Origin of the sequence: Aerococcus sp. UMB1112A (genome assembly GCF_030230715.1) — a bacterium.
Taxonomy (GTDB): Bacteria; Bacillota; Bacilli; order Lactobacillales; family Aerococcaceae; genus Aerococcus.
Map to the genome: position 1 here is coordinate 78,673 of NZ_JASPDS010000006.1, position 21,666 is coordinate 100,338.

Here is a 21,666-nt window from a genome sequence, read left to right on the forward strand (position 1 = left end):
CTTAGTGTCCTTTCTGTGTGAGAAGTTTTTTAATGCGTTTGAGTCCTTCTTGGAGAATAGCTTGTGGCATGGCGAGGTTGAGCCGGATATAGCCATCCGAATTATTGACGAACATGTCGCCGCCCTCCAGGAGCACCCCTGCCTCATTAGCGAAGTAAAGGGGAAGGTCAGTAACATCATCAGGAAGATAGGCGCTAACATCAACCCAGGCTAGGTAGGTTGCTCCTGGAATTTCAAAATTAGCTTGGGGCAAATATTGGTCAATGAAAGACTTAGTGAAGGTAAAATTATCAGCTAAATAAGCGTTCATCTCGTCTAGCCACTGGTCGCCCTTCTCATAAGCGGCCTGGTTGCCGGCTAGACTGAGGGGATTTTCGAAGTCATAGTGGTTGGCTTTCCAGATTTGTCGGAGTTCCTGGTTGCGAATGACCACATTGGAGAACATGAGTCCGGCCATATTGAAGGCCTTGCTCTGGGCGAAGGTCACAATCAGTCGGTCATAGTCCGGTAACACTTTGGCAAAGGGATGGTAAGCTAAGCCAGGGCGTCGGATGTCGCAATGGATTTCATCGGAAATTAACCAGGTATTATGCGCTTGGACCAGTTGGCCAAAGCGTTGAAGCTCTTCCTCTGTCCAAATTCGGCCAGTCGGATTATGAGGATTGCAGAAGATACACAGTTTGATGTCTTCCTGGTTAAACTTCTCTTCGAGATCATCGAAGTCCATAGAGAAGTGTCCGTCTTTATGGATCAATTGAGAAGTGACTAATTGATTTCCATTAGCGCTAACTGCCTTCTCAAAGTAGGCGTAAGAAGGGGTTAGGATTAAAACCTTATCATCTTTGGACTGGCAAATATAGGAGACCAGTTCATAGAGAGCTGGGATGATACCTGGTGCGGTGACTAGTTCTTCTTTTGGAAATGTCCAATCGTTCCGCCGCTCGGTCCAGGAAACCACAGCTTGATAGTAATCAGGGCTAAAAACTTTGGTATAGCCTAGAATCTGACGGTCGAGACGGTTCTTGATAGCCTCACGGATGAAATCAGGTGTCGCAAACTCCATGTCCGCTACCCACATTCGAATAAACTCATCATCTGCATAAGGAAAGGTCATGGAATCATCCGCATTGAAGATATAACCGCGGAAACCATCGGTATTTAAAGCATTCGTCCCTTTGCGGTCAATGATCTGATCAAAATCGTAAGCCAAGTCAATCGCTCCTTTATTTCTATTTATCTTAGTGACTAGTATAGTGGAAGAATCGCTTGACTGGCAGTATCGATAAGTGACCAGGATTCATCGCAATTAACGATCACAGGGGATTTCTCTTAGACACCGCTTGCAAAGCTTGGTATAATTTATTTATAATAATAAAAAAAGGAGATTTTAATATGGCAGAAGAAAAAGTTGCATTAGTTACTGGTGCTGCTCAAGGGATTGGGAAGGCCATCGCTGAACGTTTGTCCGAAGATGGCTTTGCAGTCGCTGTAGCTGATTTGAACGAAGAGGAAGCCAAGAAAGTGGCTGCTAGCTTGGAAGAAAAGGGGAAGAAGGCTATCGCCGTTAAGGTAGATGTTTCTGATCGCGACCAAGTCTTTGCGGCTGTAGAACAAGCAGCAGAAGCTTTTGGGCGTTTCGATGTGATCGTGAACAATGCAGGCCTTGGCCCAACTACACCAATCGAAACCATCACCCCTGAACAATTCGAACAGGTCTACAAGATCAACGTCGGTGGGGTTTATTGGGGGACCCAAGCTGCGATTGAGCAGTTCGACAAGTTCGGCAATGGCGGTAAGATCATTAACGCGACCTCACAAACTGGGGTAGTCGGCAATCCGAACTTAGCCCTCTATGCGGGAACTAAGTTTGCTGTCCGCGGCATTACCCAAACCACAGCTCGCGACTTAGCAGAGAAGAACATTACAGTTAACTGCTACGCGCCAGGGATCGTGAAGACCCCAATGATGTTCGACATCGCCCACCAAGTTGGCAAGAATGCTGGCAAGGATGATGACTGGGGCATGCAACAATTCGCCAAGGACATCACACTCGGTCGCTTGTCTGAACCCGAAGACGTGGCTGCGGCTGTTTCCTTCTTAGCTGGCCCAGACTCCAACTACATCACGGGCCAAACCTTGATCGTTGATGGCGGGATGCAGTTCCAATAAACATATAGAAAAAGCAAACTGCGTATTAGTCCAGTTTGCTTTTTTGATTCTATCAATCCGCTGATAAATATCGAATTACTTTCATCTGCAAATTATACTTATTGGGGAGTTAGGTAGTCTCTGCCACCATGGATAACTTGGGGTTGAATCGACGGTGGACTGATCGATCAAGAGGATGTACTCGAGCTCTTTTGGGGGCGAAATACTTATAACGCAAATTGTTTCCAGGATGTTGGCGGATGAGGTCGACTACGCCCTGGTTAAACAGTTTTTAGCGATTGTTATTTTATTGTTGAAGCCAAAAGGAAGCATTGTAGAGACAAGCTCTACAATGCTTCCTTTAAATGCAAATACCAATACTTTTCCAACTCGTGTAGTGAAACTTTAGACCTATTGACTTAGTAAGCCCTTTTCGGTTAAATAGTCTTTGGCGATTTTTTCTTCACTTTGTCCGCTTTCTTCAAGCAGGCGATTTAAGTGAATCATGTTTTCGCCATCAAGAGAAGCAAAGAGATCGTTGAAGAGCGTTTCTAGTTCAGGATATTGTTCTAAGATTTCTGGTGTAGCGATTGGAGCTGGGCTGTAGATAGGGGATACGTGCTTAGGATCTTCTAAACGAATGAGATCGAGAGATTCGATGAGTCCGGAAGTGGCATTGGTTGTCGCAACATTGATACCATCCGTATTATTAGCAACAGCAGTTTTCGCATCATTAACCCCCATGACAATATTTTCTTCAGGGATGGAGAACCCATATGCTTTTTGCCATCCAGGGAGGGTAGTTTCAGCTGTAGCGTAGTATTCGTACCCAGCTTCGACGCCAACTTTAATGTCTCCACCATCGTTAACATAACGGGCGAGGTCTTCTAAGCTTTTGACATTATTCTGTTCTGAGAACTCTTTGGAGACTGCTAGAGAGTCAGTATTATTGAAAGGAGCATAGGTTAACCAAATGATGCCGTTCTTTTCATCAGCTTCTTTGGTTGTTTGGAAGGCTGTCTCGAGATCTTCTTGATATTTAGACACATCGGGATTATCGATAAAAGCTAGGCCGCGACCAGTATAGTCGAGAGACAGATCAATTGGGTCTTCTTTGATTCCAGTTCGCATTAGGGAGGTATTATTGGCTAATTCACCAACAGTTGATTCAACCTGATAGCCCTTATCTTCTAGAATTTGTAGCATCATCTGGCCAATAATGCGACCTTCTTCATCATTCATTGTACCCAAGCGAACCAGCTTATCACTGTCTGTAGTTTGCTCATTTGTTTCGGTTGACTTAGTAGTGGATGCGTCGTTGCTATCATTGTTGGATGCACTTTCACAAGCTCCAAGGAAGCCAACTCCCACAATCAGTACGACTAGGCTTAGTAGATATTTAATTTTTTTCATGATAAATTCCTTTCTTAATATGATAATTTATATTCAAAATATCGAATCATTCGGTCAGAGAACAAGGCCATCAAGATGATAGGCAGGGTGCCTGCGAATACCGAGACCATGTCATAGCTTGTATAACCTGAAAAGATGAGCTGGCCTAGGCCACCTGCCCCTGCATTATAAGCTAGGGTAGTGGTCCCGATGCACATAATAACGCAAACTCTAAAGCCGGCTAAAATCACTGGAAGAGCCATTGGTAGCTGAATTCGAAGCAAACGCTGCAGAGGAGTCATTCCTAAACCGGCAGCTGTTTCTAATAAGCTTGGTTCAATATTATCCAAGCCACTCACTGTTGAGATAATTACTGGCAGCATACCCTGAAGCACTAAGGCGATCACAGCCGTCCACATATTAAAGCCGAAAATATTGAGGGCAATCATGAGAACAGCGATGGAAGGGACAGCAAAGGTCATTGAGCTTAATTGATCAATCATGGGACGGAAGGACTGGCCCAGTTCGGTAAAGCAGAAACTCCCCAATAGCACACCAATAAGGACAGAGAGTAGACTACTGATACTCGCTACCTTAACAAAGTCCAGAGAGGCTTGAGGCAGGTTGATGAGGGCATTCGTTCCTAAGTTATTGGGCCAACGTGTATAGAGCGCTTCTTCCACAAGATCGAAGCCAAAGATAATAACTAAGAGGATGACTAGTAAGATTCCTGCCTGTACCAGGCATTTCGTTTGTTTAGTCATGAGCCCTCTCACCCCTTAATACATGGAGGATGTCCCCACTGGAAATTTGACCAACTGTTTGTCTGTCTGGCTGGATGACTTGTAGCTGGTCAACCCCTTCCTTAACCATCAAACTGAGGGCATTTCTTAGGCTGCTCGTTGCATCAATTGAAATCCCTCCAATGGATTGGTCGGTTGTTGGTGTCATATAGTCTGCTATTTGATAATTGACTAAGACTTTCAAATAGACGTCCCCACCCAGAAACTCTCGGATATAGGGATCTTCTGAGGCAATCAATCGCCCAGGCGTATCGTAGGCTAACAGTTTCCCATCCTTCATAACAGCTATCAAATCCCCTAATTTAAGGGCTTCATCGATGTCATGAGTTACGAAGATAATTGTCTTCCCTAAATCTTGTTGCAACTGAATGAGTTCATTTTGGATAATGGATCGGGTAATAGGATCCAAGGCACCAAAGGGTTCATCCATCAGAATAATCTCTTGGTTAGCAGCTAGGGAGCGAGCGATACCTACACGCTGCCCTTCACCTCCGGATAATTCTGAGGGGTATTTATTGATATATTCTTCAGGTGGAAGTCCTACACGGTGTAAGAGGTCCTTCACGCGTTCAAGTGTGTCATCCTTATCCCAATTGAGAAGTTTAGGGACGGCGGATATATTTTCTCGGACCGTCATATGGGGAAAGAGACCCACATTTTGGACCATGTAGCCAATCTTTCGCCGTAAATCTTCAACATTGAAGGATTGGATATCTTCTCCGTTGATTGTGATGCTGCCTTCATCATAATCTATTAAGCGGTTAATCATACGTAAAGTTGTTGATTTCCCACTTCCTGATTTGCCTAGAAAGACAACCAATTTGTTACTAGGAATTGTGAAATTTAAACCATTAACGGCAACTTTGTCATCATAAGACTTTCGAATATTTGTTAATTTAATCATAATTGAACTTCCCCTCTCTTTCTCCTGAAGGCTATAAGCAAGTAGTTTAGGAAGCGTAGCAAGGCATCACTGACCAGAATCATAAACAAGATAGGAAAAGTTCCTAATAAAATCTGGTCAATTGCAAAGCCTTTAGAGCCTGATAAGATAAAGGAACCTAAACCTCCATAGCCTGCATAGGCTCCCAGAGTAGTTCCTGCAATTGTCATCGTTAGAGCGAGACGGATGCCCGATAGCATCACAGGCAGGATCAAAGGGAGTTCAACCTGGAAGAACACTTGCCGCTTGGTCATCCCCATAGCTCTTCCGACTTCGATGTACTTACCATCAATCGAGTCTAAGGCCCCATACATATTATTGACAATTTGGAAGAGGGCATAACAGAGCAAGGCCACATAAACAGGGGCCGCTCCTAAGCCAGAAATTCCGATGGCCTCTGCAAAGGGCAGGTGGCGGTTTAAGTATGATAAGGGGAAAACCAGTAAGAAAATGAAGGCGATTGAGGGGATGGATTCAATTGTATTTAGGAATCCCGCAATCCAACCTCGCCAACGGGGATAGCGGTGACCTAACCAAACCAAGGGGAGGGAGAGGACAATCGCCGAGAGAATGACTCGAATGACCATGGACAAATGTTTCCAAAATTCAGTATGGAATTTTGATTGACGATTGTAATATTCCACCATGATAGATAGGCCATCCAATTGACCACTAAAGAAACTATAAGCTGCAATCCCTAGGCCTGGAAGGTAGTTAACCAGTCTTTGCCAGGACGTCGTCATTGATCGGTTTGTCTTGTAGAGGATGAGGTAGTTACAGATCATATAGAGATAGCAACCGATACTCATCGAAATGCGTGCATTATCTCCCGTTAAAGCCACAACATTTGTCGCTTGTCCTGCAAATAAAAGGGCTAAACCACAATTCGTACTCGCCAATAGAGCACTGAGCGAATGAGCCCATAGTTTTTGGCGGGATAGGGCCACTAGAGCGACTAATAAGATGCTTAGTCCCACAATAATGGGGAAGTTTGCACCAAGACTTTTGCTGGCTGTCAGGCCTATTTTTTGTGTGACACGGGACTCACTAACGAACATGAAGTGGTTTAAGAACAAGAGGAGAAGGGCAAAAAGGCTGAAAAAAAGTGACGCAAGATCTAACTTTTTATTCATAATATCTCCTTAATAGTGTATAGTAATTGTCCTGTTAAGGGAGGCATGGGTGCGCTCCTTGAACAAGAGGCTTCAAGTTTACATTCTGCAAGGAATAAACGGTTTTCTGTCATGTCTTCATTTGAAAGCCCCCCTCTCTAGCTAAATCATCTATTAGTACAAAATAGTAATAGCAAATTAATAGTATCACATTGTGAAATTCAAGGCTATTCATAAGCTAAGCTTTAGCGCTCTTACTTGTATTGAATAGATTATTTGTATATAGTTTATTTGTCTTATTACACATGAACTAGGAGGTCAATTTATGCTTCAACGTCTCTCTACGGAAAAATTAAAAGATTTCATCCAAATAGGAGCAGTTACTCTCTTAGATACCCGTTCCGCAACAGCCTATGCTGGTTGGCTGGATGATCTGCGAGCTGGCGGTGGCCATATCGCAGGAAGCCGCTTGTTTTCTGCTGACTGGATTCTCTTCTTAGATCAAGCGATTATGAGTAGTCGAGAAGCTAAATTTCGTCGTGATCAGTTAGTGGAACGAAGTCAGTATTTTATCCAACAAAACAATATAGAAAAAATTGTATTAATCGATGACGATCCTGAACGATGTGAACAAGTTGGCCAATTTTTAGCCCATTTTATGCCGTCGGATAGCCAATACTTCTATTACTGTTTCTCTGATTGGAAGGACAGATTAGAATCTTATCCGCATTATGATAAGATTGTGCCGGCTACTTGGTTAAATGCTGTAATTTCAGGCCAGCAACCTGACCACTATACGACGTCTAACTATCAAATTTTTGAGTGCGATTGGGGACGGGCGGGTATTACTTATTTATCGAGTCATATCCCAGGTGCTGTTCATTTGGATACTGAAGATTTTGAACAGGCACCGGCTTGGACACACCGTTCCTTAGAAGAGCTTCAAAGTTTCGTAGAGAAATATCAAATAGATCCTCAAGCAACGATTATTCTCTACTCTAATGGAGACCAAGGCGCTGAATATAAGACAGCCCTGATTCTTGAGGCACTAGGGTATCCGCATGTTCGCATTCTAAGTGGGGGTTATAGTCCTTGGCGGATACATGGTTTTGCGACTGAGCGAGGTAAGGATTCGCCAGTGCATGGTGACTCTGTGCCCTTCCCAGTAGGGGCTGATTTCTCTTGTTTGAAATCCATAGAAGAGGTTCGAGAAATATGCCGAGGTGAGAGTTTAGGAAGTCTAGTCGATATTCGCCAGTGGGCAGAGTATCGTGGGGAAATGACTGGCTATGATTATATCCACCAGGCAGGCCGTATCCCAGGTGCAGTTTATGGCGGATCTTGGGTCAATTATAAGAATATCGATGATAGCTTACCTGATCAGACTTACTTCAGTGACCAACTCAGTCAGCACCAGCTTGACCTCGGCCAAGATTTGACCCTATTCTGTGGCAGTGCGGGTTGGGGAGCTAGTATCTTGTACTACTTCGCCTATGTTTATGGGTATACACAGCTTAGCCTCTACGAAGGGGGCTGGTGTGAGTGGCAGCTCGACCCGACTAATCCCATAGATACCGAAGTATTACCTGCTAAAGACTAAGAAAGGATGCAAATTTATGGACCAAATATTTACAACAGCGTTGATGGGGAGTCTTCCTCGCTCATCGCGCTTGCTAGAAGCAAAAGAACAGAAAACGGTGGGGAGCTTGAGTGCCCAAGGCTACCAAGATATTCTCTTCAATGAAACACGACGGATGGTAGCTATTCAAGAAGAAGCTGGAATTGATGTGATCACAAGTGGGGAGCTGGATCGCGACAATTATATTTCCTATGTGGCTGCTAAGGTCGATGGGATTGAAATCATGACTAATGACGAACTTCTTGACTATTCCAGTGAGGAATTTCGTAAAAGTTATGAAAAAAGTTTAAAGGAAAGAGATGCCAAAGATGCTGGCATCAATAATCCGATTGCTGTGGGTAAAATCGATACCCAGGCCCAGCTCAACTTTGAAGAGATTCATATGCTTGAAGCTTTAACGGATAAACCTCTCAAGGCAACTCTCCCTAGTCCTTACCTACTAACTCGGTCTCTCTGGCTGACCGGTGTTTCAGATCAGGTCTACGCTAACCGAGAAGCTCTAGGCAAAGATATTCGTGAACTGATCTTGAACGAAGTCAAACGCTTAATCGATCGCGGTGTCCGTGTGATCCAGCTCGATGATCCCGTGCTCAGCCAAATTGTCTTTACCGACGAGGAAGATCAAACTTTCTACTGAGGTCGCTTGTCTGAACGCGTCAGTTTTGACGAAGAGTTAGGTTTCGCCTACGATCTGATTAAACCAATATTCGATCTCATTAATGAGAGCCCCAATACTTTGGGTGCGCTCCATGTCTGCCGAGGCAATTACACACGGGATGTCAGTGGCTTACTCAAGGGGTCCTATGCCCAACTCTCTGACTTCTTCTCCATCGCCCAACCTGATATGTTAGCTCTAGAATTCTCTACGCCACGCGCAGGAAATATTAGCGACCTCTTCAAGAATGAATTCATTGCAGAAGATATTTATTTAGGTCTAGGCGTCGTCGATCCGAAGACAGATAGTATTGAACAACCCGCAGACATAGTCAAACGGGTGGAAGAAGCCCTCAACTTCCTGCCCCCAGAGCGCATCTGGCTCAACCCTGATTGCGGCTTCGCTACCTTCCAACAACGCCCGATGAGCACGGAACAGTTGCTTACTGCTAAAATCGAAAATATGGTTAAGGCTGCTGAAGTATTAAGAAATCTTTACTAAGTTTTAGTACATTGTTATATGGATAACTCCTAATATAATCAATACTGAGCAACTTATTTTTATTCCGTTACGTCATAAAGATTGAAAGAGATAGTCAAAATAATGAGCGCCAAGTATATAAATTTCCACTGCGAGTTGTGAACGAGGAATACTACGGAAATGAATAATTTAACAAATCAAAAAAGCAAGCTACCCGCTTCAGTAGCTTGCTTTTCCCATCCTCTCTATTCCTCCGGCTGGTAACGTGTCACCTTCATCCGCAGTTTATATTTATCGCGGAGTTCAGCGATCTCTTGCATCATGGGCGACTTGTGGTGGGCGTCGAGGGCGGACTGGTCGGTCCAGGTGTCGATTAAGAGGATGCTCTCAGGGTCTTCTAGGGGGACGAAGTAGTCATAGCGCAGGTTTCCGGGCTGCTGGCGGATACGGTCGACAACACCGCGGTCCATCATTTCTTGGGCGAACTTTCGCGCGTTGTCGCCTTGGCCGCTGTAGATGATATTGATAACGAGTGTCATAGTATTCCCTCCTATATGTTCAGTTGTTCACTTACTTCCATTCTAGCATTTCTATGCTTGAGCTCACAAGCTCCAAGCCTTTGTGCTATACTGGTTAAATCTTAAGGAAAAAAGGGGGATGCTCTCATGAAATTTAGGCCCATCCAAGCCAAGGACGATGCCCAACTGGCTGGTCTTATTCGTTCGACACTGGAAACTTTTCATTTGGACTTGCCGGGGACAGTTTACTATGATTCGGAATTAGACCATCTGAGCGATTTTTACCAAGGCAAGCCCCAAGAGCGCGCTTATTATGTGGCCGTGGATGACCAGGACCGGGTCTTAGGCGGGGTTGGCTATACGGCGTTTGGAGGCTTTGACCAGTGTGCGGAATTGCAGAAGCTTTACCTGGTCCCTCAGGCTCAGGGGCAGGGCCTAGGGCGTAAGCTGATGGAATTAGCGATGGATAAGGCCAAAGAAGCTGGCTACCAAAAGCTCTACCTAGAGACCCATTCGAACTTGGCGACCGCCATTATCCTCTACCAGAAGTACGGCTTCAGGGAAATTCCTCGTCCTGAGAACTTGATCCATACCACTATGGACCGCTTTTTCTTGAAGGACTTATTGAATACTTAATGTGTAGAGAAGGCAGCCGATACCTTTAAATAGATGGATCGGCTGTTTGTTTATTCGCTCGCTCCTAGCCTATAGAACTTACGCTTATAGACCGCTTTCTTGGTCAAAGTATTACGAAACCGCTATAATAGCTTTAGGATACTTATGGCATAAACTGAAAAATTGGAGGCGTCTATGATGAAAACTTATGACAAGCAGTATATTAATGGCCAGTGGCAGGAGGGGACGGGGGAAGCCGTCTTGGAAAACCGCAACCCCTACACAGGCGAAGTGCTCTACACTTACCAATCTGCAAGTGCCAATGATGTGGACCAAGCCTACCAAGCGGCCCAGGCAGCGCAAAAAGACTGGGCGGCATTATTACCTAGTGAGCGTGAGGCTTACTTCGACCGGCTCTTAGAAGTTATGGAAGCGTCAAAAGAGGACACCCGGGCGGTCTTAATTGAAGAAGGCGGGTCAGCTGCTAACAAGCAGGCTTTTGAGTTAGAGACTATCCAGGCGATTGTCCGTGAATTCCGAGGCGCTTCAGCCCATATGGAAGGGACCATCCTCCCCTCCAATGTCCCAAGTAAGAAGAACTTAGTCATCCGCGAGCCCAAGGGTGTCATCGGCGTGATTGCACCCTGGAATGTGCCCTTCGTTCTCCCTTACGGTCTGTCATTCCAGCCTTGGCAACAGGCAATACTGTCGTTCTTAAACCTGCTTCGGATACGCCAGCTTCTGCTTTCCACATTGCGGAGCTTTTGGACAAGGCAGGTTTCCCAGCAGGGGTCTTCAACGCGATAGCGGGGAGGGGCGCAGAGATTGGCGACAGTATCACGGCCCATCCGATTCCGAATGCGATTTCCTTTACTGGCTCGACTGAGGTAGGTCGCCATATCGGGGAAGTGACGGGACAGCATATCAAGGAGGTTTCCTTAGAATTAGGGGGGAATAATGTCCAAATCGTCCTAGCTGATGCAGATATTGAGAAGGCTGTTGAAGCTGCCATCTTTGGCTGTTTCTTCCACGCCGGTCAGATTTGTATGCGGACCAACCGTTTGATTATTGAAGAGGCCATCTATGAGGACTTCTCCCAAGCCTTCCTTGACCGTGTGAAAGGACTTAAAGTGGGAGATCCGACTGATGACGCCAATTATTACGGTCCGATTATTAACGAAAGTCAAGTAGAGAAGATTACGGGCTTTGTCCAAGCGAGTTTAGATGAAGGCGCTCAGGTCGCCTTAGAAGGTCAGACAGATGGGCAAGTGATGACGCCTTGGGTGCTGACAGAGGTGAGCAATGACATGACCATTGCCCAGGAAGAAGTCTTTGGGCCCGTGATCGGTTTAATCCGAGCTAAAGATGAAGCTGAAGCCATCCAACTAGCCAACGACACAACATATGGCCTCAGTGGCTCAGTCTTCACTGAAGATAAGTACCGCGGCATCCAAGTCGCCAAGCAGATCCAATCGGGCATGGTTCATGTGAATAATCCTTCGATTAACGATGAGCCCCATGTCATGTTCGGTGGCGTTAAGGCATCCGGCTTGGGCCGCTTTAATGGCAAGTGGGTAGTGGATAAGTTTACGACTGAGCGGTGGATTAGTGTGCAGGGAGATTAGCATTTACTTGTATAAGTAGACAACAAGCGTCCCGACTCATTGGTGGATAAGTGAGTTGAGACGCTTGTTTGACGTTCAGAAGCCTGGTTTTATTTTTACTTATTTACATTCTTTTAAAACTTGCTATACTAGTTTTAGAAAGCGATTACAAAAATGGGAGGGATTGATTATGGAACATAAACAAAATAGTCGCTGGGAATTTTTCCAAGGTTTGGGTAAAACCTTTATGCTACCTGTCGCTTTACTAGCCTTTATGGGCCTTTTACTAGGGATAGGGAGCGCCTTTACAGGAGAAGCAGTTATTCAGAGTATGCCTTTTTTAGGGCAAGAATGGCTACAAATTATATTCCGTTTCTTGTCAACAATAGGTTCCTTTGCCTTTACTTACTTACCGGTGATGTTTGCGATGGCCATTCCTTTAGGACTAGTACGTAAGGAAAAAGGAGTTGCAGCCTTTTCAGGTTTTGTTGGCTATGTTGTAATGAATCTTTCTATAAACTTTTATTTGACTGAAACGGATCGCTTGGCGGCAGAAGACGGCTTACGAGAAGCTGGCCAAGCCATGGTTTTTGGAATTCAAACCATTGAAATGGGAGTTCTTGGTGGGATTATTGCGGGGCTAATCGTTTATCATTTACATAAACGGTTTTACAATATTCAGTTGCATGATAGTTTTGCTTTCTTTTCAGGCATTCGCTTCGTACCAATCATTACCTCTCTCGTCATGGCTCTTGTCGGTTTGCTAATTCCTTTAGTCTGGCCTTTATTTGCCTTTTTGATAGTTGGGATTGGTCATTTAATTCAAAAAGCTGGTGCTTTTGGACCGTTCTTATTTGGCTCAGGCGAACGTCTACTCTTACCATTTGGCCTCCATCACATCTTGGTGGCTATGATTCGCTTTACTGAGGCTGGAGGAAGTCAAATTATTGATGGTGAACAAGTTGTTGGAGCCTTAAATATTTACTATACAGAGTTAGCTAAGGGCTTGTCAATTTCACCTGAAGCCACAGCTTTCCTTTCCCAAGGGAAGATGCCTACTTTTATCTTTGGTTTACCAGCAGCAGCCTTCGCTATGTATCGGACAGCCCTACCTGAAAACCGTCAAAAAATTAAGGGATTATTGATTTCAGGTGTGATTGCAACAGCAATCACAGGAATAACAGAACCAATTGAGTTCCTTTTCTTATTTATTAGCCCACTGCTCTGGGTCTTCCATGTTTTCATGACGGGCTTAGGCTTTATGACGATGAGTCTATTAGGAGTTGTAATTGGAAATACTGATGGTGGTTTACTGGACTTCTTCATCTTTGGTGTTATGCAAGGAACTTACACACAATGGTGGCTGGTATTGATAGTTGGGGCTATTTGGTTTGCAGCTTATTACTTTGTCTTCAAAACAGTCATTGTCAAACGCGATTTACCAACCCCAGGGCGTAAGGCAGTGGCTGATCAAGGAACTGACTATACTGAAGAAGAGCTCCAAGCTTCTGGCAAGGTATCTAGCCAACAAGCTGCAGGTATGCTCGCTGCTTTAGGTGGAAAAGAGAATATTGACTCTTTAGATAATTGTATTACTCGTTTACGTTTAGTTCTCAAGGATGGAAATATCGTAGATGACGACCGGTTAACTGATTTGGGGGCCTTAGGTGTTGTCCATCTTGATGATCACAATGTTCAAGTTGTAATAGGTACACGCGTGACCAGTGTCCGCAACGAACTTGAGGAATTACTTTAGGAGGTTAAGGATGAGTGACTTTGACCGAATCCATGATAGAAGAGGAACCTATTGTACTCAATGGGATTATGTCCAAGATCGTTTTGGTGTTTCTGACTTGCTGCCCTTTACAATTTCAGATACAGACTTTGCAGCCCCTGATTGTGTCCAAGATGCCATTCAAAAAAGAATTCAACATCCTGTATATGGTTATACTCGCTGGAATCATGAAGATTTTAAAGAAAGTGTAGTTAACTGGTATAAGCGACGTTTCCAACTATCGATTGATCCAGATGGAATTGTTTACAGTCCATCTGTTATGTATACAGCTTCTCAGTTGATTGCTAGTCAGTCAGCCCCAGGAGATGGTGTCGTCGTACAGACTCCGGGCTATGATGCCTTTTTCAAAGTAATTGAAGGCAACCAACGTCGCATTATTGAGAATCCATTGATTTATGATAATGGGCAGTATTACATTGATTTTGAACATTTGGTGGCTTGTTTAAAAGAGCCAAAGAATAAAGTTCTTCTCTTTTGTTCTCCACACAACCCAACAGGCAGAGTATGGACAGTCGATGAATTGGAGATAGTTTATCAATTGTGTCAGAAACATAATGTCTATTTGATCTCCGATGAAATTCATATGGATGTCCTACGACAAGGGGTTATCCATCATCCACTTATGGAAATAGGTACTGAGGGAATAGCAGTTATTACATCAGCATCAAAAACTTTTAATATTCCAAGTCTAATTTTCTCTTATGCCTTTATCCTAGATGAATCAATTAGAGAAGATTTTCTCTATCGCTTGAAAAATAAAGATGGGCTCTCTTCTGCAAGTTGTTTAGGGCTAGAAGCAACTATGGCATCTTACCGAGGTGGAAGCACTTGGGTCGATGAATTAAATACCTATATTCAAGTAAATGAACAAATTGTTGATCAATATCTGGCAAAAAACTTGCCTGAAATTTATCGTGTTCCGGCAAATGCTAGCTATCTTTTATGGCTAGATATTTCTCAATTGTCGTATTCTATGGACCAAATTCAAAAAGGTTTAGTCCATAAGGGCCGGGTAGCAATTATGGATGGTCGTGTCTATAGAGGTAATGGAGGTCAGTTTCTACGTTTAAATATTGGTTGCCCTAAGAAAAAGTTAGAGGAAGGATTGGAACGGATGCTTGTGGGGATAAAGGGGATTGAGGAATAGTAATCAGAGAAGAGAACCTGTTCGTAAAAGCAGGTTCTTTTTTCAGGAATAGATTGATTAATAACTTTATTCTATCTCTAGATTATTTCTAGAAATGAAATTAAGGTACGAAATTTGCAATAAGCATATAAAATTCACCTAGGTAATTTGTTATGAATTAATAGTTAAAATACTTTTATTATGATGTGATTCATTACTTTCAGAACTTTTCTTATTATGCTATATTAATCCTAATGAGTATGACAGCATGGGGGCGTTAAAGTGGCGAGTATTGAGTATCCATTGGTTAAGAGGATTCCTTATAGTGAAGAGGCGATTAAGGCTTTTGAGACAGACTACCAGAAGCCGTTAGATGTTAGTGATGAGTTGACGGAAGCTGATATTTTCTTAGCTTATCCGACGGTGTATATCATCACGGATCGAAAAAAGAAGCAGGTTTCTGCTTATGTCGGAGAGACCTCTAATATCATTTCACGGACAGTTCAGCATATTAAGCAAGATCCCTTAGAGCGCGATGACTGGGACAGCTTAGCTCGATCTTCTGAAGCTGAGATGTATATTGTAGGGCATGATAAATTTAATAAATCATTAACCCTAGATGTTGAAAACCAGTTGATGCTCTACCTCTCAGGAAACCCAAAAATCCAACAATTAAACAATCGCCGCTCTAACCCTCAATTTCGTTACTATACTTCAGAATTAATGCCTAAGATTACCTCCCAAGTTTGGCGAGAATTGCATTCTCAGAATCCTGACATTTTTCCTGAAGAAGAAGTTATAAAGGATAGTGCCTTATTTAAAGCTTCTCCCTTCCATAAATTAACTGCCGAGCAATTAAAGGCTAAGGAAATTCTATTTGAAAAAATTAGAGGAAATTTGAAGCTTGATAAACAATCTGAATTGATTTTAGTTAGTGGCGAAGCAGGGGCGGGGAAGACGGTGCTCTTGAGTTCACTTTTCTATGATTTGAATCGATTGAGAACTAGTGATTTTTCGACTGAAGAAGATCGACTTTTGAATTGTTATTTGTTAGTTAATCATGATGAACAGCACAGGGTATATGATGATATTGCTTTGAAGCTTCGAGTGCAAGATAAACGTGGTCAACGTGTGCAGAAACCAACTTCTTTTATCAATAATCATCTAGAAGAAGTGGATGGTGAACTTATTTGTCAACAAGCAGTAGATGTTGTCTTAGTTGATGAAGGACACCTCTTGCTTACCCAAGGAAAGCAATCTTATCGGGGGAAGAATCAACTGGAGGACTTGTTGAAGTGTGCTAAATTAGTCATTCTAATCTTCGATGAAAATCAAATTATTAGTCGGGCTGAGTATTGGGAAGACAGTCAAATTCAAAAACTGATTGATACGACAACGGTAAATGATAATCATATACGTTTGGAAAATCAAATGCGCCTACAATCAAGTCCAGAAACCTTGCAGTGGATTGATGATTTTGTAAAAAGGGGCGAAATCAAGCCAATCCCTGAAGATAATCAAGGCTACGACCTTAAAATCTTTACAGATGCTCAAGAAATGTATGAGGCTATCAGAGATAGGGCTTATGACAAAGAAAAGGGATTATCACGGATGTTGGCAACCTACGATTGGGATTGGAAGCAAGGTAAGGGAACAAATTGGAATGTAACTGTCGGAGACTTTAGTCTGCCATGGAATTATAGTCAAACTAAGAGTCCCGGTCAAAGTTCGGCTAAAAACCTAAAGTCTTGGGCAGAACAGGAGGCTTCTATTAATGAAGTTGGTTCTACTTACACCATTCAGGGCTTTGACCTTAACTATGCGGGCGTGATTATCGGTCCCTCGGTTAAATACCGAGATGGACGAGTGATTTACGATGGAAGTGAAAGTAAATCAAATCAGATGACAAGCAGACGGACTATGTCTGATGGGAGTAAGCAGGACGTTTCAGAAAAAACTGTTAGAATCTCAAAGAAAAAAACAATAATATGTGTATTATGCATTAAACCTCCCCTGATTACTTAGAGTAGCTAGGGGAGGTTGTGCTATAGTTAGGGTAAATTTATCAGAGAGAAGGTTAGGCTATGGATGTGCTGATGAAGATACAAAAAGAATATTTGAATTTAGCGAGTAAAGAGAAAAAGGTTGCGGACTATATTTTAAGGTATAGTGATTCGATAAAAAATATGAATATCAAGGAGCTAGCAGAAAAAACAGGCACCTCTCCTTCAACGATTACTAGATTTATAAGAAAAATCGATTTAATCTCTTATTCAGACATGAAAATCGATCTTCAATCTGCAGATTCACAGAAAATTCCGGAATATACAGATTCCATTATTGATGATGTCTTTTTGTACTATCAAAATGTGATAAAAAATACTCAGAGACTAATCAATATTCAAGAAATTGAAGCTTTTGCAGATATGATTTCTGATGCACCAAAAGTGATTTTGATTGGTGCGAGTAATTCAGGGGTAACAGCTGATATTTTTCGTGTTCGCTTAATGAGAATGGGAATAGAGGCGATTAGCTACTCCGATCCAATGTGGATGGAAATGAATGCAGGTATTTCAAATGCTAATGACTTGTACATTGTATTGTCGAATTCAGGGACAACTCAATGCATTATCGACACAATGAAACGAGCTAAATTACGTGGATGTAAGATTATCTCTATAACAAGCTATTCTGAAAATCCAATTGGGGAAATGAGTGACCTAGCTTTGTATGTCTATAATACAAGGTTTGTAAACAACGAGAAATTCACAAACTCACAATTTTCTATGGTTTATTTAATTGATGTTTTGACAACTTATCTTCTAGAAAATGACAATTATCGATTAAAAATGCTTAGGACTAGAGATATTGTTGGAGATGCTTAAAAATACTTTAAGCAAAATGAAAGTGATTTTCAAAAAATAAATATGATATAAAGCGGTTTCTCCATCTCTTTGTGAAACCGTTCGTTTTTTAAAGTTAAACGAAAATAGTTTTCATATTATATCATTGAGGAAATATTTTTTCTAAAGTAAAATGTAGCTAGAAAAACAGAGAAGGGGAAGTAAGATATGAGTAGAAAAAAACAGCCTTATATCAATGAGCAAGTCGAAATGGAACGTGTTGAAGATTGTTTACATATTACTTGGATAGGAAAACCCGGTTCTCATTATAAATTGTATGGTGGATTTAAACCTGAAAAAGATAATATACAAGAGCTTTTAGAAGAGAATAGCACAGGTGAATTTATCCTGCAAATACCAATAGATAGCTTGCCTAGTTATTATCTAATACAAGTTGATGATGAATGGTCCTCTATTTTCGCTGAACGAGTTTTACCTTTAGAGCAAGCCATTAATTTTAGAGATATGGGTGGTTATCGAACACTAGATGGAAAGCGGACGAAATGGGGATTATTGTTTAGATCAGATCAATTATCAAAGCTTTCTGAGCAAGATATAAAATTATTAGAAAATTACCAATTAAAGACGATAGTTGATTATCGTTCAGCTCACGAACGAAAAATGAATCCTAATAAAGAAATTGGAACAGTAGAAGAAACAGTGTGGTGTGATCCTCAATCAAGCTTTTCTGAAGCAGCAGCTAATGCGGCTGACCTAAATGAAGAAAATATAAAGTTAGTAAGGCAACTTGAGGAAGGAATGGTAGATTCAAAGTATGTAAATGGAAAAGGACTTAAAGTTATTGAGGATTATAGAAAAATGGTAACCAGCGAAGCTTCCCAAATAGCATATAAAAAATTCCTTCAGGTATGTGCTCAAGTTGAATCCGCTCCTTTGGTTCACCATTGTAGAGGTGGGAAAGACCGAACAGGATTTGGTTCCATGCTCTTACTGCTTGCTTTAGGAGTATGCGATGAAGATATTGTTAAAGATTATATACTAACAGGTGTTATTAGGACAGAAAGAAACGAATTAAAATACAAGCTTTATAGGGAATTAACTGATAATCAGGATTATTTAGATTATTTAATGTCAATGATTGAAACGCGATCCGAATATATTAAAGCAAGTTTGGATGAAATTCGACAACGATATGATAATACAGATGAGTATTTTAAGGATTACTATGATTTAAATCAGAAAGATTTAGAACAGATGAGAAGTTTCTATCTAGAATAAGAAACCTTTGAGTAACTAATACATTCTATAAAAATAAATTTAACTGGGGAGGAAGAGAGTAATGAGTATTGTGTTTAGTAGAATAGATGACCGGTTGCTTCATGGCCAAGTAGTTACGACCTGGCTAAATGTTAAACAAATTGAGCAGGTAATTATTGTAAATGAAGATGTTGCTAATGATACTGTACGTTCTAAAGTGTTGCATATGGCTGCACCTCCAACAATTAAACTTCATATTTTTTCTCCTGAAAAATTTATAAGAGTTATTAAGAAAAATAAGATGACGCGTCGAACCATGTTAATATTTTCAAATCCTAATGATGTAGAAACAGTCATTAATGGTGGGATTGAAATAAATGAATTGAATGTTGGTGGGATGAGTGGGAATAAAGAACGAGAACAAATTACAGAAGCAGTTTCTTTAACCCAGGATGAACGAGAATGTTTCCGTCGTTTAGTTAATACGGGAATGGAAATTTATATTCAAATGGTCCCCTCCCAAAATAGAATTGAAATGAAGGATGTGTTGTAAAATGACAACGCTAATTTTGACAGTCGTCGCTTTCTTTATTGGGATTGATGATATTAGTACAAAGTTATTTCGGCGTCCGCTATTAATTGCACCAATTGTGGGGTTCATATTAGGTGATATGCAAGCAGCTCTGGCAATTGGGGCTACGCTTGAAATTATGTGGATGGGTGTAGGTAATGTTGGGGCATATATGGCTCCTGATATTATTACTGGGACCCTAATCAGCACTTCCCTTGCGATAATTAGTCGTGGATCAGGAAGCCTATCTGACACCGTAGCTACTGCAGTCGCATTAGCTGTTCCAACTGCGTTACTATCACAACAATTACTTGTCTTAATTGAAACAGTTAATGTGTCATTAAACTCCTGGGCGCATAAATTAGCAGATAACGCAGATGTTAAAGGGACTAGATGGTTAAATTATCCACCAGCTATATTAACTGGCTTGGCAAGGGCTTTACCTACATTCTTAGCTCTCCAATTTGGTTCTGAAGCAATTCAAAAAGCTCTTGAAGTATTACCAACATTCATTATAGATGGCCTTGGTGTGGCTGGGAAGATTATTCCGGCAGTCGGCATTGCTCTATTGATGTTATCCATGATTAAGAAAGCCGAATTATGGTTATTCTTGATTTTAGGGTTTGTATTGGCAGCCTATTTAGAGTTAGCAATCTTACCTATAACGCTAATTGCCCTTGTAGTTGCTTACCTTTACGACTTAGGAACTCGGACTACTCCACAAGTTGCAAGTCCAGAAGTATCTACATTTGATGTAGAAGATGACGATGATGAGGTGTATGACTTATGATGACCGAGCATAGATTAAGTAAAAAAGATTTGTGGCAATTGTTTTTAAGACTAAATACGATGCGGATACCTCTAAACTATGAAACACTACAAGGGGTAGGATTTATGCGAGCTATAGCTCCAGCTTTAGAAAAGATTTATCCAGACAAAAAAGATTTAAGAGAGGCGATGCTACGGCATACAGCTTTCTATAATTCGCATGTTAATGGTGATGCAGTGATTTTAGGTTTAGCTGTTGCGATGGAAGAATCCACACCTCCTGATCAAAAAGAGGGGATAAATGCGCTGAAAACTGGGTTGATGGGGCCGTTAGCTGGTTTAGGAGATAGTTTAGTTAAATTTACATGGGTCCCTATCGTAGGCAGTATAGGTGCTTCGATTGCTTTTGAAGAAAGTATTATTGGTCCTATCTTGATGTTTATTCTGTATAATATTGTTAATATGGTTGGGCGCTACTATGGCGTTGTATATGGATATTATAAGGGAATTGAGTTCTTAAATAATAACCAAGGAACAGATCTAATCCAACGTATATCTAAGATGGCTAATGTTGTTGGTTTAATGGTAGTTGGGGCTTTGATTTCTAGTGTAATCAAAATAAAGACCCCATTAGAAATATCAGTAGGGTCTTCAGTTACAGGCGACGTCGGTTCTAACGTTATTAAAGTTCAAGAATTGTTAGATATGATTATGCCATCAGTACTAAGTTTAGTGGTGACTATTGGAGTATACTACATCCTCAAGAAAACAAATGGCAAGCATGCCGCATCAATTATTATTATGATGATGGTTATTGTTGTTATTTTAAAATATTTTGAATTACTTTAAGAATTCATTGTTTGAACTAGAATATTGCTTTAAGCTATAAGACAAATAACGCATAAGCTTTCATTTAATTCTAAAGCTTATGTGTTATTTATTTGATTTTAGATTTCTTCAAGCTCATAATCTCCGCGGTCAAGTTCATCTATAGCCTGGTATAAATTTTCTCGGTTGGCGCGACTTGATAAAAGATGGCAGGTCTCCATCAAGCTATTAAAATCAGATTCTGCCATAACAATAATTTCATTTCCATTTGTCGAAGTAACTATATATATTTTTGAATTGGTATTGATATCTGCCATGTATTCCTGAAGATTTCTTCTAAAGTTATTAAAATCTATTGATTCCATAAGCATCACCTCACCGTAAATGTACGATGAATTTTATCTGTAATCAAGTTAAGACTATTAGTACATAAAGGTTATCTAAGTCTGTTTTTCTTTGTGCTCTGAATAGGTTTAAATATCGATTTTCCATATCATTAAAAGTATAAATTTCTCTGCTCCAGTCTCAACTGATTGGGGCTTTTTTTA

20 protein-coding genes and 1 pseudogene are annotated in these 21,666 nt (G+C 41.4%); 14 read left to right on the top strand and 7 right to left on the bottom strand.

Annotation, left to right across the window (positions count from 1 at the left end):
* Window position 1: 1 nt before the first annotated feature.
* Window positions 2–1,210, bottom strand: coding sequence for a MalY/PatB family protein (locus tag QP860_RS05040; RefSeq protein ID WP_070620685.1), 1,209 nt, complete (start codon window positions 1,208–1,210; stop codon window positions 2–4).
* 182 nt (window positions 1,211–1,392) lie between these two features.
* On the opposite strand from QP860_RS05040, the gene QP860_RS05045 reads away from it, so the two are divergent.
* A complete protein-coding gene (locus QP860_RS05045; protein ID WP_284912278.1) occupies window positions 1,393–2,169 on the top strand; it encodes a (S)-acetoin forming diacetyl reductase in 777 nt (258 codons plus the stop codon).
* A 390-nt stretch (window positions 2,170–2,559) separates the two neighbouring features.
* On the opposite strand, the gene QP860_RS05050 is transcribed toward QP860_RS05045, so the two are convergent.
* Genes QP860_RS05050 through QP860_RS05065 form a run of 4 tightly spaced genes read right to left on the bottom strand, consistent with a single transcriptional unit; the run spans window position 2,560 to window position 6,419 of the window.
* Window positions 2,560–3,561: a glycine betaine ABC transporter substrate-binding protein gene (locus QP860_RS05050; RefSeq protein ID WP_284912279.1), complete on the bottom strand. Its 1,002-nt coding sequence runs from the start codon at window positions 3,559–3,561 to the stop codon at window positions 2,560–2,562.
* Between the two features lie 14 nt (window positions 3,562–3,575).
* Window positions 3,576–4,304 (bottom strand): ABC transporter permease, encoded by a 729-nt coding sequence (locus tag QP860_RS05055; protein WP_284912280.1) that lies wholly within the window; start codon window positions 4,302–4,304, stop codon window positions 3,576–3,578.
* The gene (locus tag QP860_RS05060) at window positions 4,297–5,247 is read right to left on the bottom strand and encodes an ABC transporter ATP-binding protein (RefSeq protein WP_284912281.1); all 951 of its coding nucleotides are present in this window, start codon (window positions 5,245–5,247) and stop codon (window positions 4,297–4,299) included. The genes QP860_RS05055 and QP860_RS05060 overlap by 8 nt, the downstream gene beginning before the upstream one ends.
* Window positions 5,244–6,419: an ABC transporter permease gene (locus QP860_RS05065; RefSeq protein WP_284912282.1), complete on the bottom strand. Its 1,176-nt coding sequence runs from the start codon at window positions 6,417–6,419 to the stop codon at window positions 5,244–5,246. Before QP860_RS05065 ends, QP860_RS05060 begins: the two co-directional genes overlap by 4 nt.
* Before the next feature lie 304 nt (window positions 6,420–6,723).
* Here QP860_RS05065 and QP860_RS05070 point away from each other — a divergent pair, with 304 nt between their 5' ends.
* Genes QP860_RS05070 through QP860_RS05080 form a run of 3 tightly spaced genes read left to right on the top strand, consistent with a single transcriptional unit; the run spans window position 6,724 to window position 9,193 of the window.
* Window positions 6,724–7,998 (top strand): sulfurtransferase, encoded by a 1,275-nt coding sequence (locus tag QP860_RS05070; RefSeq protein WP_284912283.1) that lies wholly within the window; start codon window positions 6,724–6,726, stop codon window positions 7,996–7,998.
* Between the two features lie 16 nt (window positions 7,999–8,014).
* Window positions 8,015–8,674 (top strand): hypothetical protein, encoded by a 660-nt coding sequence (locus QP860_RS05075; protein ID WP_284912284.1) that lies wholly within the window; start codon window positions 8,015–8,017, stop codon window positions 8,672–8,674.
* A 6-nt stretch (window positions 8,675–8,680) separates the two neighbouring features.
* Window positions 8,681–9,193, top strand: a complete 513-nt coding sequence (locus QP860_RS05080) for a uroporphyrinogen decarboxylase/cobalamine-independent methonine synthase family protein (RefSeq protein ID WP_284912285.1) — start codon at window positions 8,681–8,683, stop codon at window positions 9,191–9,193.
* Window positions 9,194–9,417: 224 nt separating this feature from the next.
* On the opposite strand, the gene QP860_RS05085 is transcribed toward QP860_RS05080, so the two are convergent.
* Window positions 9,418–9,711, bottom strand: a complete 294-nt coding sequence (locus tag QP860_RS05085) for a putative quinol monooxygenase (protein WP_284912286.1) — start codon at window positions 9,709–9,711, stop codon at window positions 9,418–9,420.
* 126 nt (window positions 9,712–9,837) lie between these two features.
* Between QP860_RS05085 and QP860_RS05090 the strand changes: the two genes are divergently transcribed.
* The 10 genes and pseudogenes from QP860_RS05090 (at window position 9,838) to QP860_RS05135 (ending at window position 21,139) form a co-directional block, all read left to right on the top strand.
* Window positions 9,838–10,326 carry a GNAT family N-acetyltransferase gene (locus tag QP860_RS05090; protein ID WP_284912287.1) on the top strand — a complete coding sequence of 163 codons (489 nt, stop codon included), beginning with the start codon at window positions 9,838–9,840 and terminating at the stop codon, window positions 10,324–10,326.
* A 177-nt stretch (window positions 10,327–10,503) separates the two neighbouring features.
* Window positions 10,504–11,930: pseudogene (locus QP860_RS05095) on the top strand (aldehyde dehydrogenase family protein).
* Between the two features lie 169 nt (window positions 11,931–12,099).
* Window positions 12,100–13,665: a maltose/glucose-specific PTS transporter subunit IIBC gene (malX, locus tag QP860_RS05100; protein ID WP_502869809.1), complete on the top strand. Its 1,566-nt coding sequence runs from the start codon at window positions 12,100–12,102 to the stop codon at window positions 13,663–13,665.
* A gap of 10 nt (window positions 13,666–13,675) precedes the next feature.
* On the top strand, window positions 13,676–14,851 hold the full coding sequence (locus QP860_RS05105; protein ID WP_284912289.1) for a MalY/PatB family protein: 1,176 nt from the start codon (window positions 13,676–13,678) through the stop codon (window positions 14,849–14,851).
* A 261-nt stretch (window positions 14,852–15,112) separates the two neighbouring features.
* Window positions 15,113–16,855: a DUF2075 domain-containing protein gene (locus QP860_RS05110; RefSeq protein WP_284912290.1), complete on the top strand. Its 1,743-nt coding sequence runs from the start codon at window positions 15,113–15,115 to the stop codon at window positions 16,853–16,855.
* 59 nt (window positions 16,856–16,914) lie between these two features.
* Complete coding sequence (locus tag QP860_RS05115) at window positions 16,915–17,715, top strand: MurR/RpiR family transcriptional regulator (protein ID WP_284912291.1); 801 nt, start codon at window positions 16,915–16,917, stop codon at window positions 17,713–17,715.
* Window positions 17,716–17,901: 186 nt separating this feature from the next.
* A complete protein-coding gene (locus QP860_RS05120) occupies window positions 17,902–18,972 on the top strand; it encodes a tyrosine-protein phosphatase (RefSeq protein ID WP_284912292.1) in 1,071 nt (356 codons plus the stop codon).
* A 61-nt stretch (window positions 18,973–19,033) separates the two neighbouring features.
* Window positions 19,034–19,504 carry a PTS sugar transporter subunit IIB gene (locus QP860_RS05125; RefSeq protein WP_284912293.1) on the top strand — a complete coding sequence of 157 codons (471 nt, stop codon included), beginning with the start codon at window positions 19,034–19,036 and terminating at the stop codon, window positions 19,502–19,504.
* 1 nt (window position 19,505) lies between these two features.
* Complete coding sequence (locus QP860_RS05130; RefSeq protein ID WP_284912294.1) at window positions 19,506–20,312, top strand: PTS mannose/fructose/sorbose/N-acetylgalactosamine transporter subunit IIC; 807 nt, start codon at window positions 19,506–19,508, stop codon at window positions 20,310–20,312.
* Window positions 20,309–21,139 carry a PTS system mannose/fructose/sorbose family transporter subunit IID gene (locus tag QP860_RS05135; protein WP_284912295.1) on the top strand — a complete coding sequence of 277 codons (831 nt, stop codon included), beginning with the start codon at window positions 20,309–20,311 and terminating at the stop codon, window positions 21,137–21,139. Before QP860_RS05130 ends, QP860_RS05135 begins: the two co-directional genes overlap by 4 nt.
* 98 nt (window positions 21,140–21,237) lie before the next feature.
* Here the strand turns inward: QP860_RS05135 and QP860_RS05140 are convergent, their stop codons facing one another.
* The gene (locus QP860_RS05140; protein WP_284912296.1) at window positions 21,238–21,483 is read right to left on the bottom strand and encodes a type II toxin-antitoxin system Phd/YefM family antitoxin; all 246 of its coding nucleotides are present in this window, start codon (window positions 21,481–21,483) and stop codon (window positions 21,238–21,240) included.
* Window positions 21,484–21,666 lie beyond the last annotated feature (183 nt).

Excerpts from the sequence above, each read along its gene's own strand:
- QP860_RS05045 (WP_284912278.1), top strand. The coding sequence starts at position 1,393 with ATGGCAGAAGAAAAAGTTGCATTAGTTACTGGTGCTGCTCAAGGGATT.
- QP860_RS05050 (WP_284912279.1), bottom strand. The coding sequence starts at position 3,561 with ATGAAAAAAATTAAATATCTACTAAGCCTAGTCGTACTGATTGTGGGA.
- QP860_RS05055 (WP_284912280.1), bottom strand. The coding sequence starts at position 4,304 with ATGACTAAACAAACGAAATGCCTGGTACAGGCAGGAATCTTACTAGTC.
- QP860_RS05060 (WP_284912281.1), bottom strand. The coding sequence starts at position 5,247 with ATGATTAAATTAACAAATATTCGAAAGTCTTATGATGACAAAGTTGCC.
- QP860_RS05065 (WP_284912282.1), bottom strand. The coding sequence starts at position 6,419 with ATGAATAAAAAGTTAGATCTTGCGTCACTTTTTTTCAGCCTTTTTGCC.
- QP860_RS05070 (WP_284912283.1), top strand. The coding sequence starts at position 6,724 with ATGCTTCAACGTCTCTCTACGGAAAAATTAAAAGATTTCATCCAAATA.
- QP860_RS05075 (WP_284912284.1), top strand. The coding sequence starts at position 8,015 with ATGGACCAAATATTTACAACAGCGTTGATGGGGAGTCTTCCTCGCTCA.
- QP860_RS05085 (WP_284912286.1), bottom strand. The coding sequence starts at position 9,711 with ATGACACTCGTTATCAATATCATCTACAGCGGCCAAGGCGACAACGCG.
- QP860_RS05090 (WP_284912287.1), top strand. The coding sequence starts at position 9,838 with ATGAAATTTAGGCCCATCCAAGCCAAGGACGATGCCCAACTGGCTGGT.
- malX (WP_502869809.1), top strand. The coding sequence starts at position 12,100 with ATGGAACATAAACAAAATAGTCGCTGGGAATTTTTCCAAGGTTTGGGT.
- QP860_RS05105 (WP_284912289.1), top strand. The coding sequence starts at position 13,676 with ATGAGTGACTTTGACCGAATCCATGATAGAAGAGGAACCTATTGTACT.
- QP860_RS05115 (WP_284912291.1), top strand. The coding sequence starts at position 16,915 with ATGGATGTGCTGATGAAGATACAAAAAGAATATTTGAATTTAGCGAGT.
- QP860_RS05120 (WP_284912292.1), top strand. The coding sequence starts at position 17,902 with ATGAGTAGAAAAAAACAGCCTTATATCAATGAGCAAGTCGAAATGGAA.
- QP860_RS05125 (WP_284912293.1), top strand. The coding sequence starts at position 19,034 with ATGAGTATTGTGTTTAGTAGAATAGATGACCGGTTGCTTCATGGCCAA.
- QP860_RS05130 (WP_284912294.1), top strand. The coding sequence starts at position 19,506 with ATGACAACGCTAATTTTGACAGTCGTCGCTTTCTTTATTGGGATTGAT.
- QP860_RS05135 (WP_284912295.1), top strand. The coding sequence starts at position 20,309 with ATGATGACCGAGCATAGATTAAGTAAAAAAGATTTGTGGCAATTGTTT.
- QP860_RS05140 (WP_284912296.1), bottom strand. The coding sequence starts at position 21,483 with ATGGAATCAATAGATTTTAATAACTTTAGAAGAAATCTTCAGGAATAC.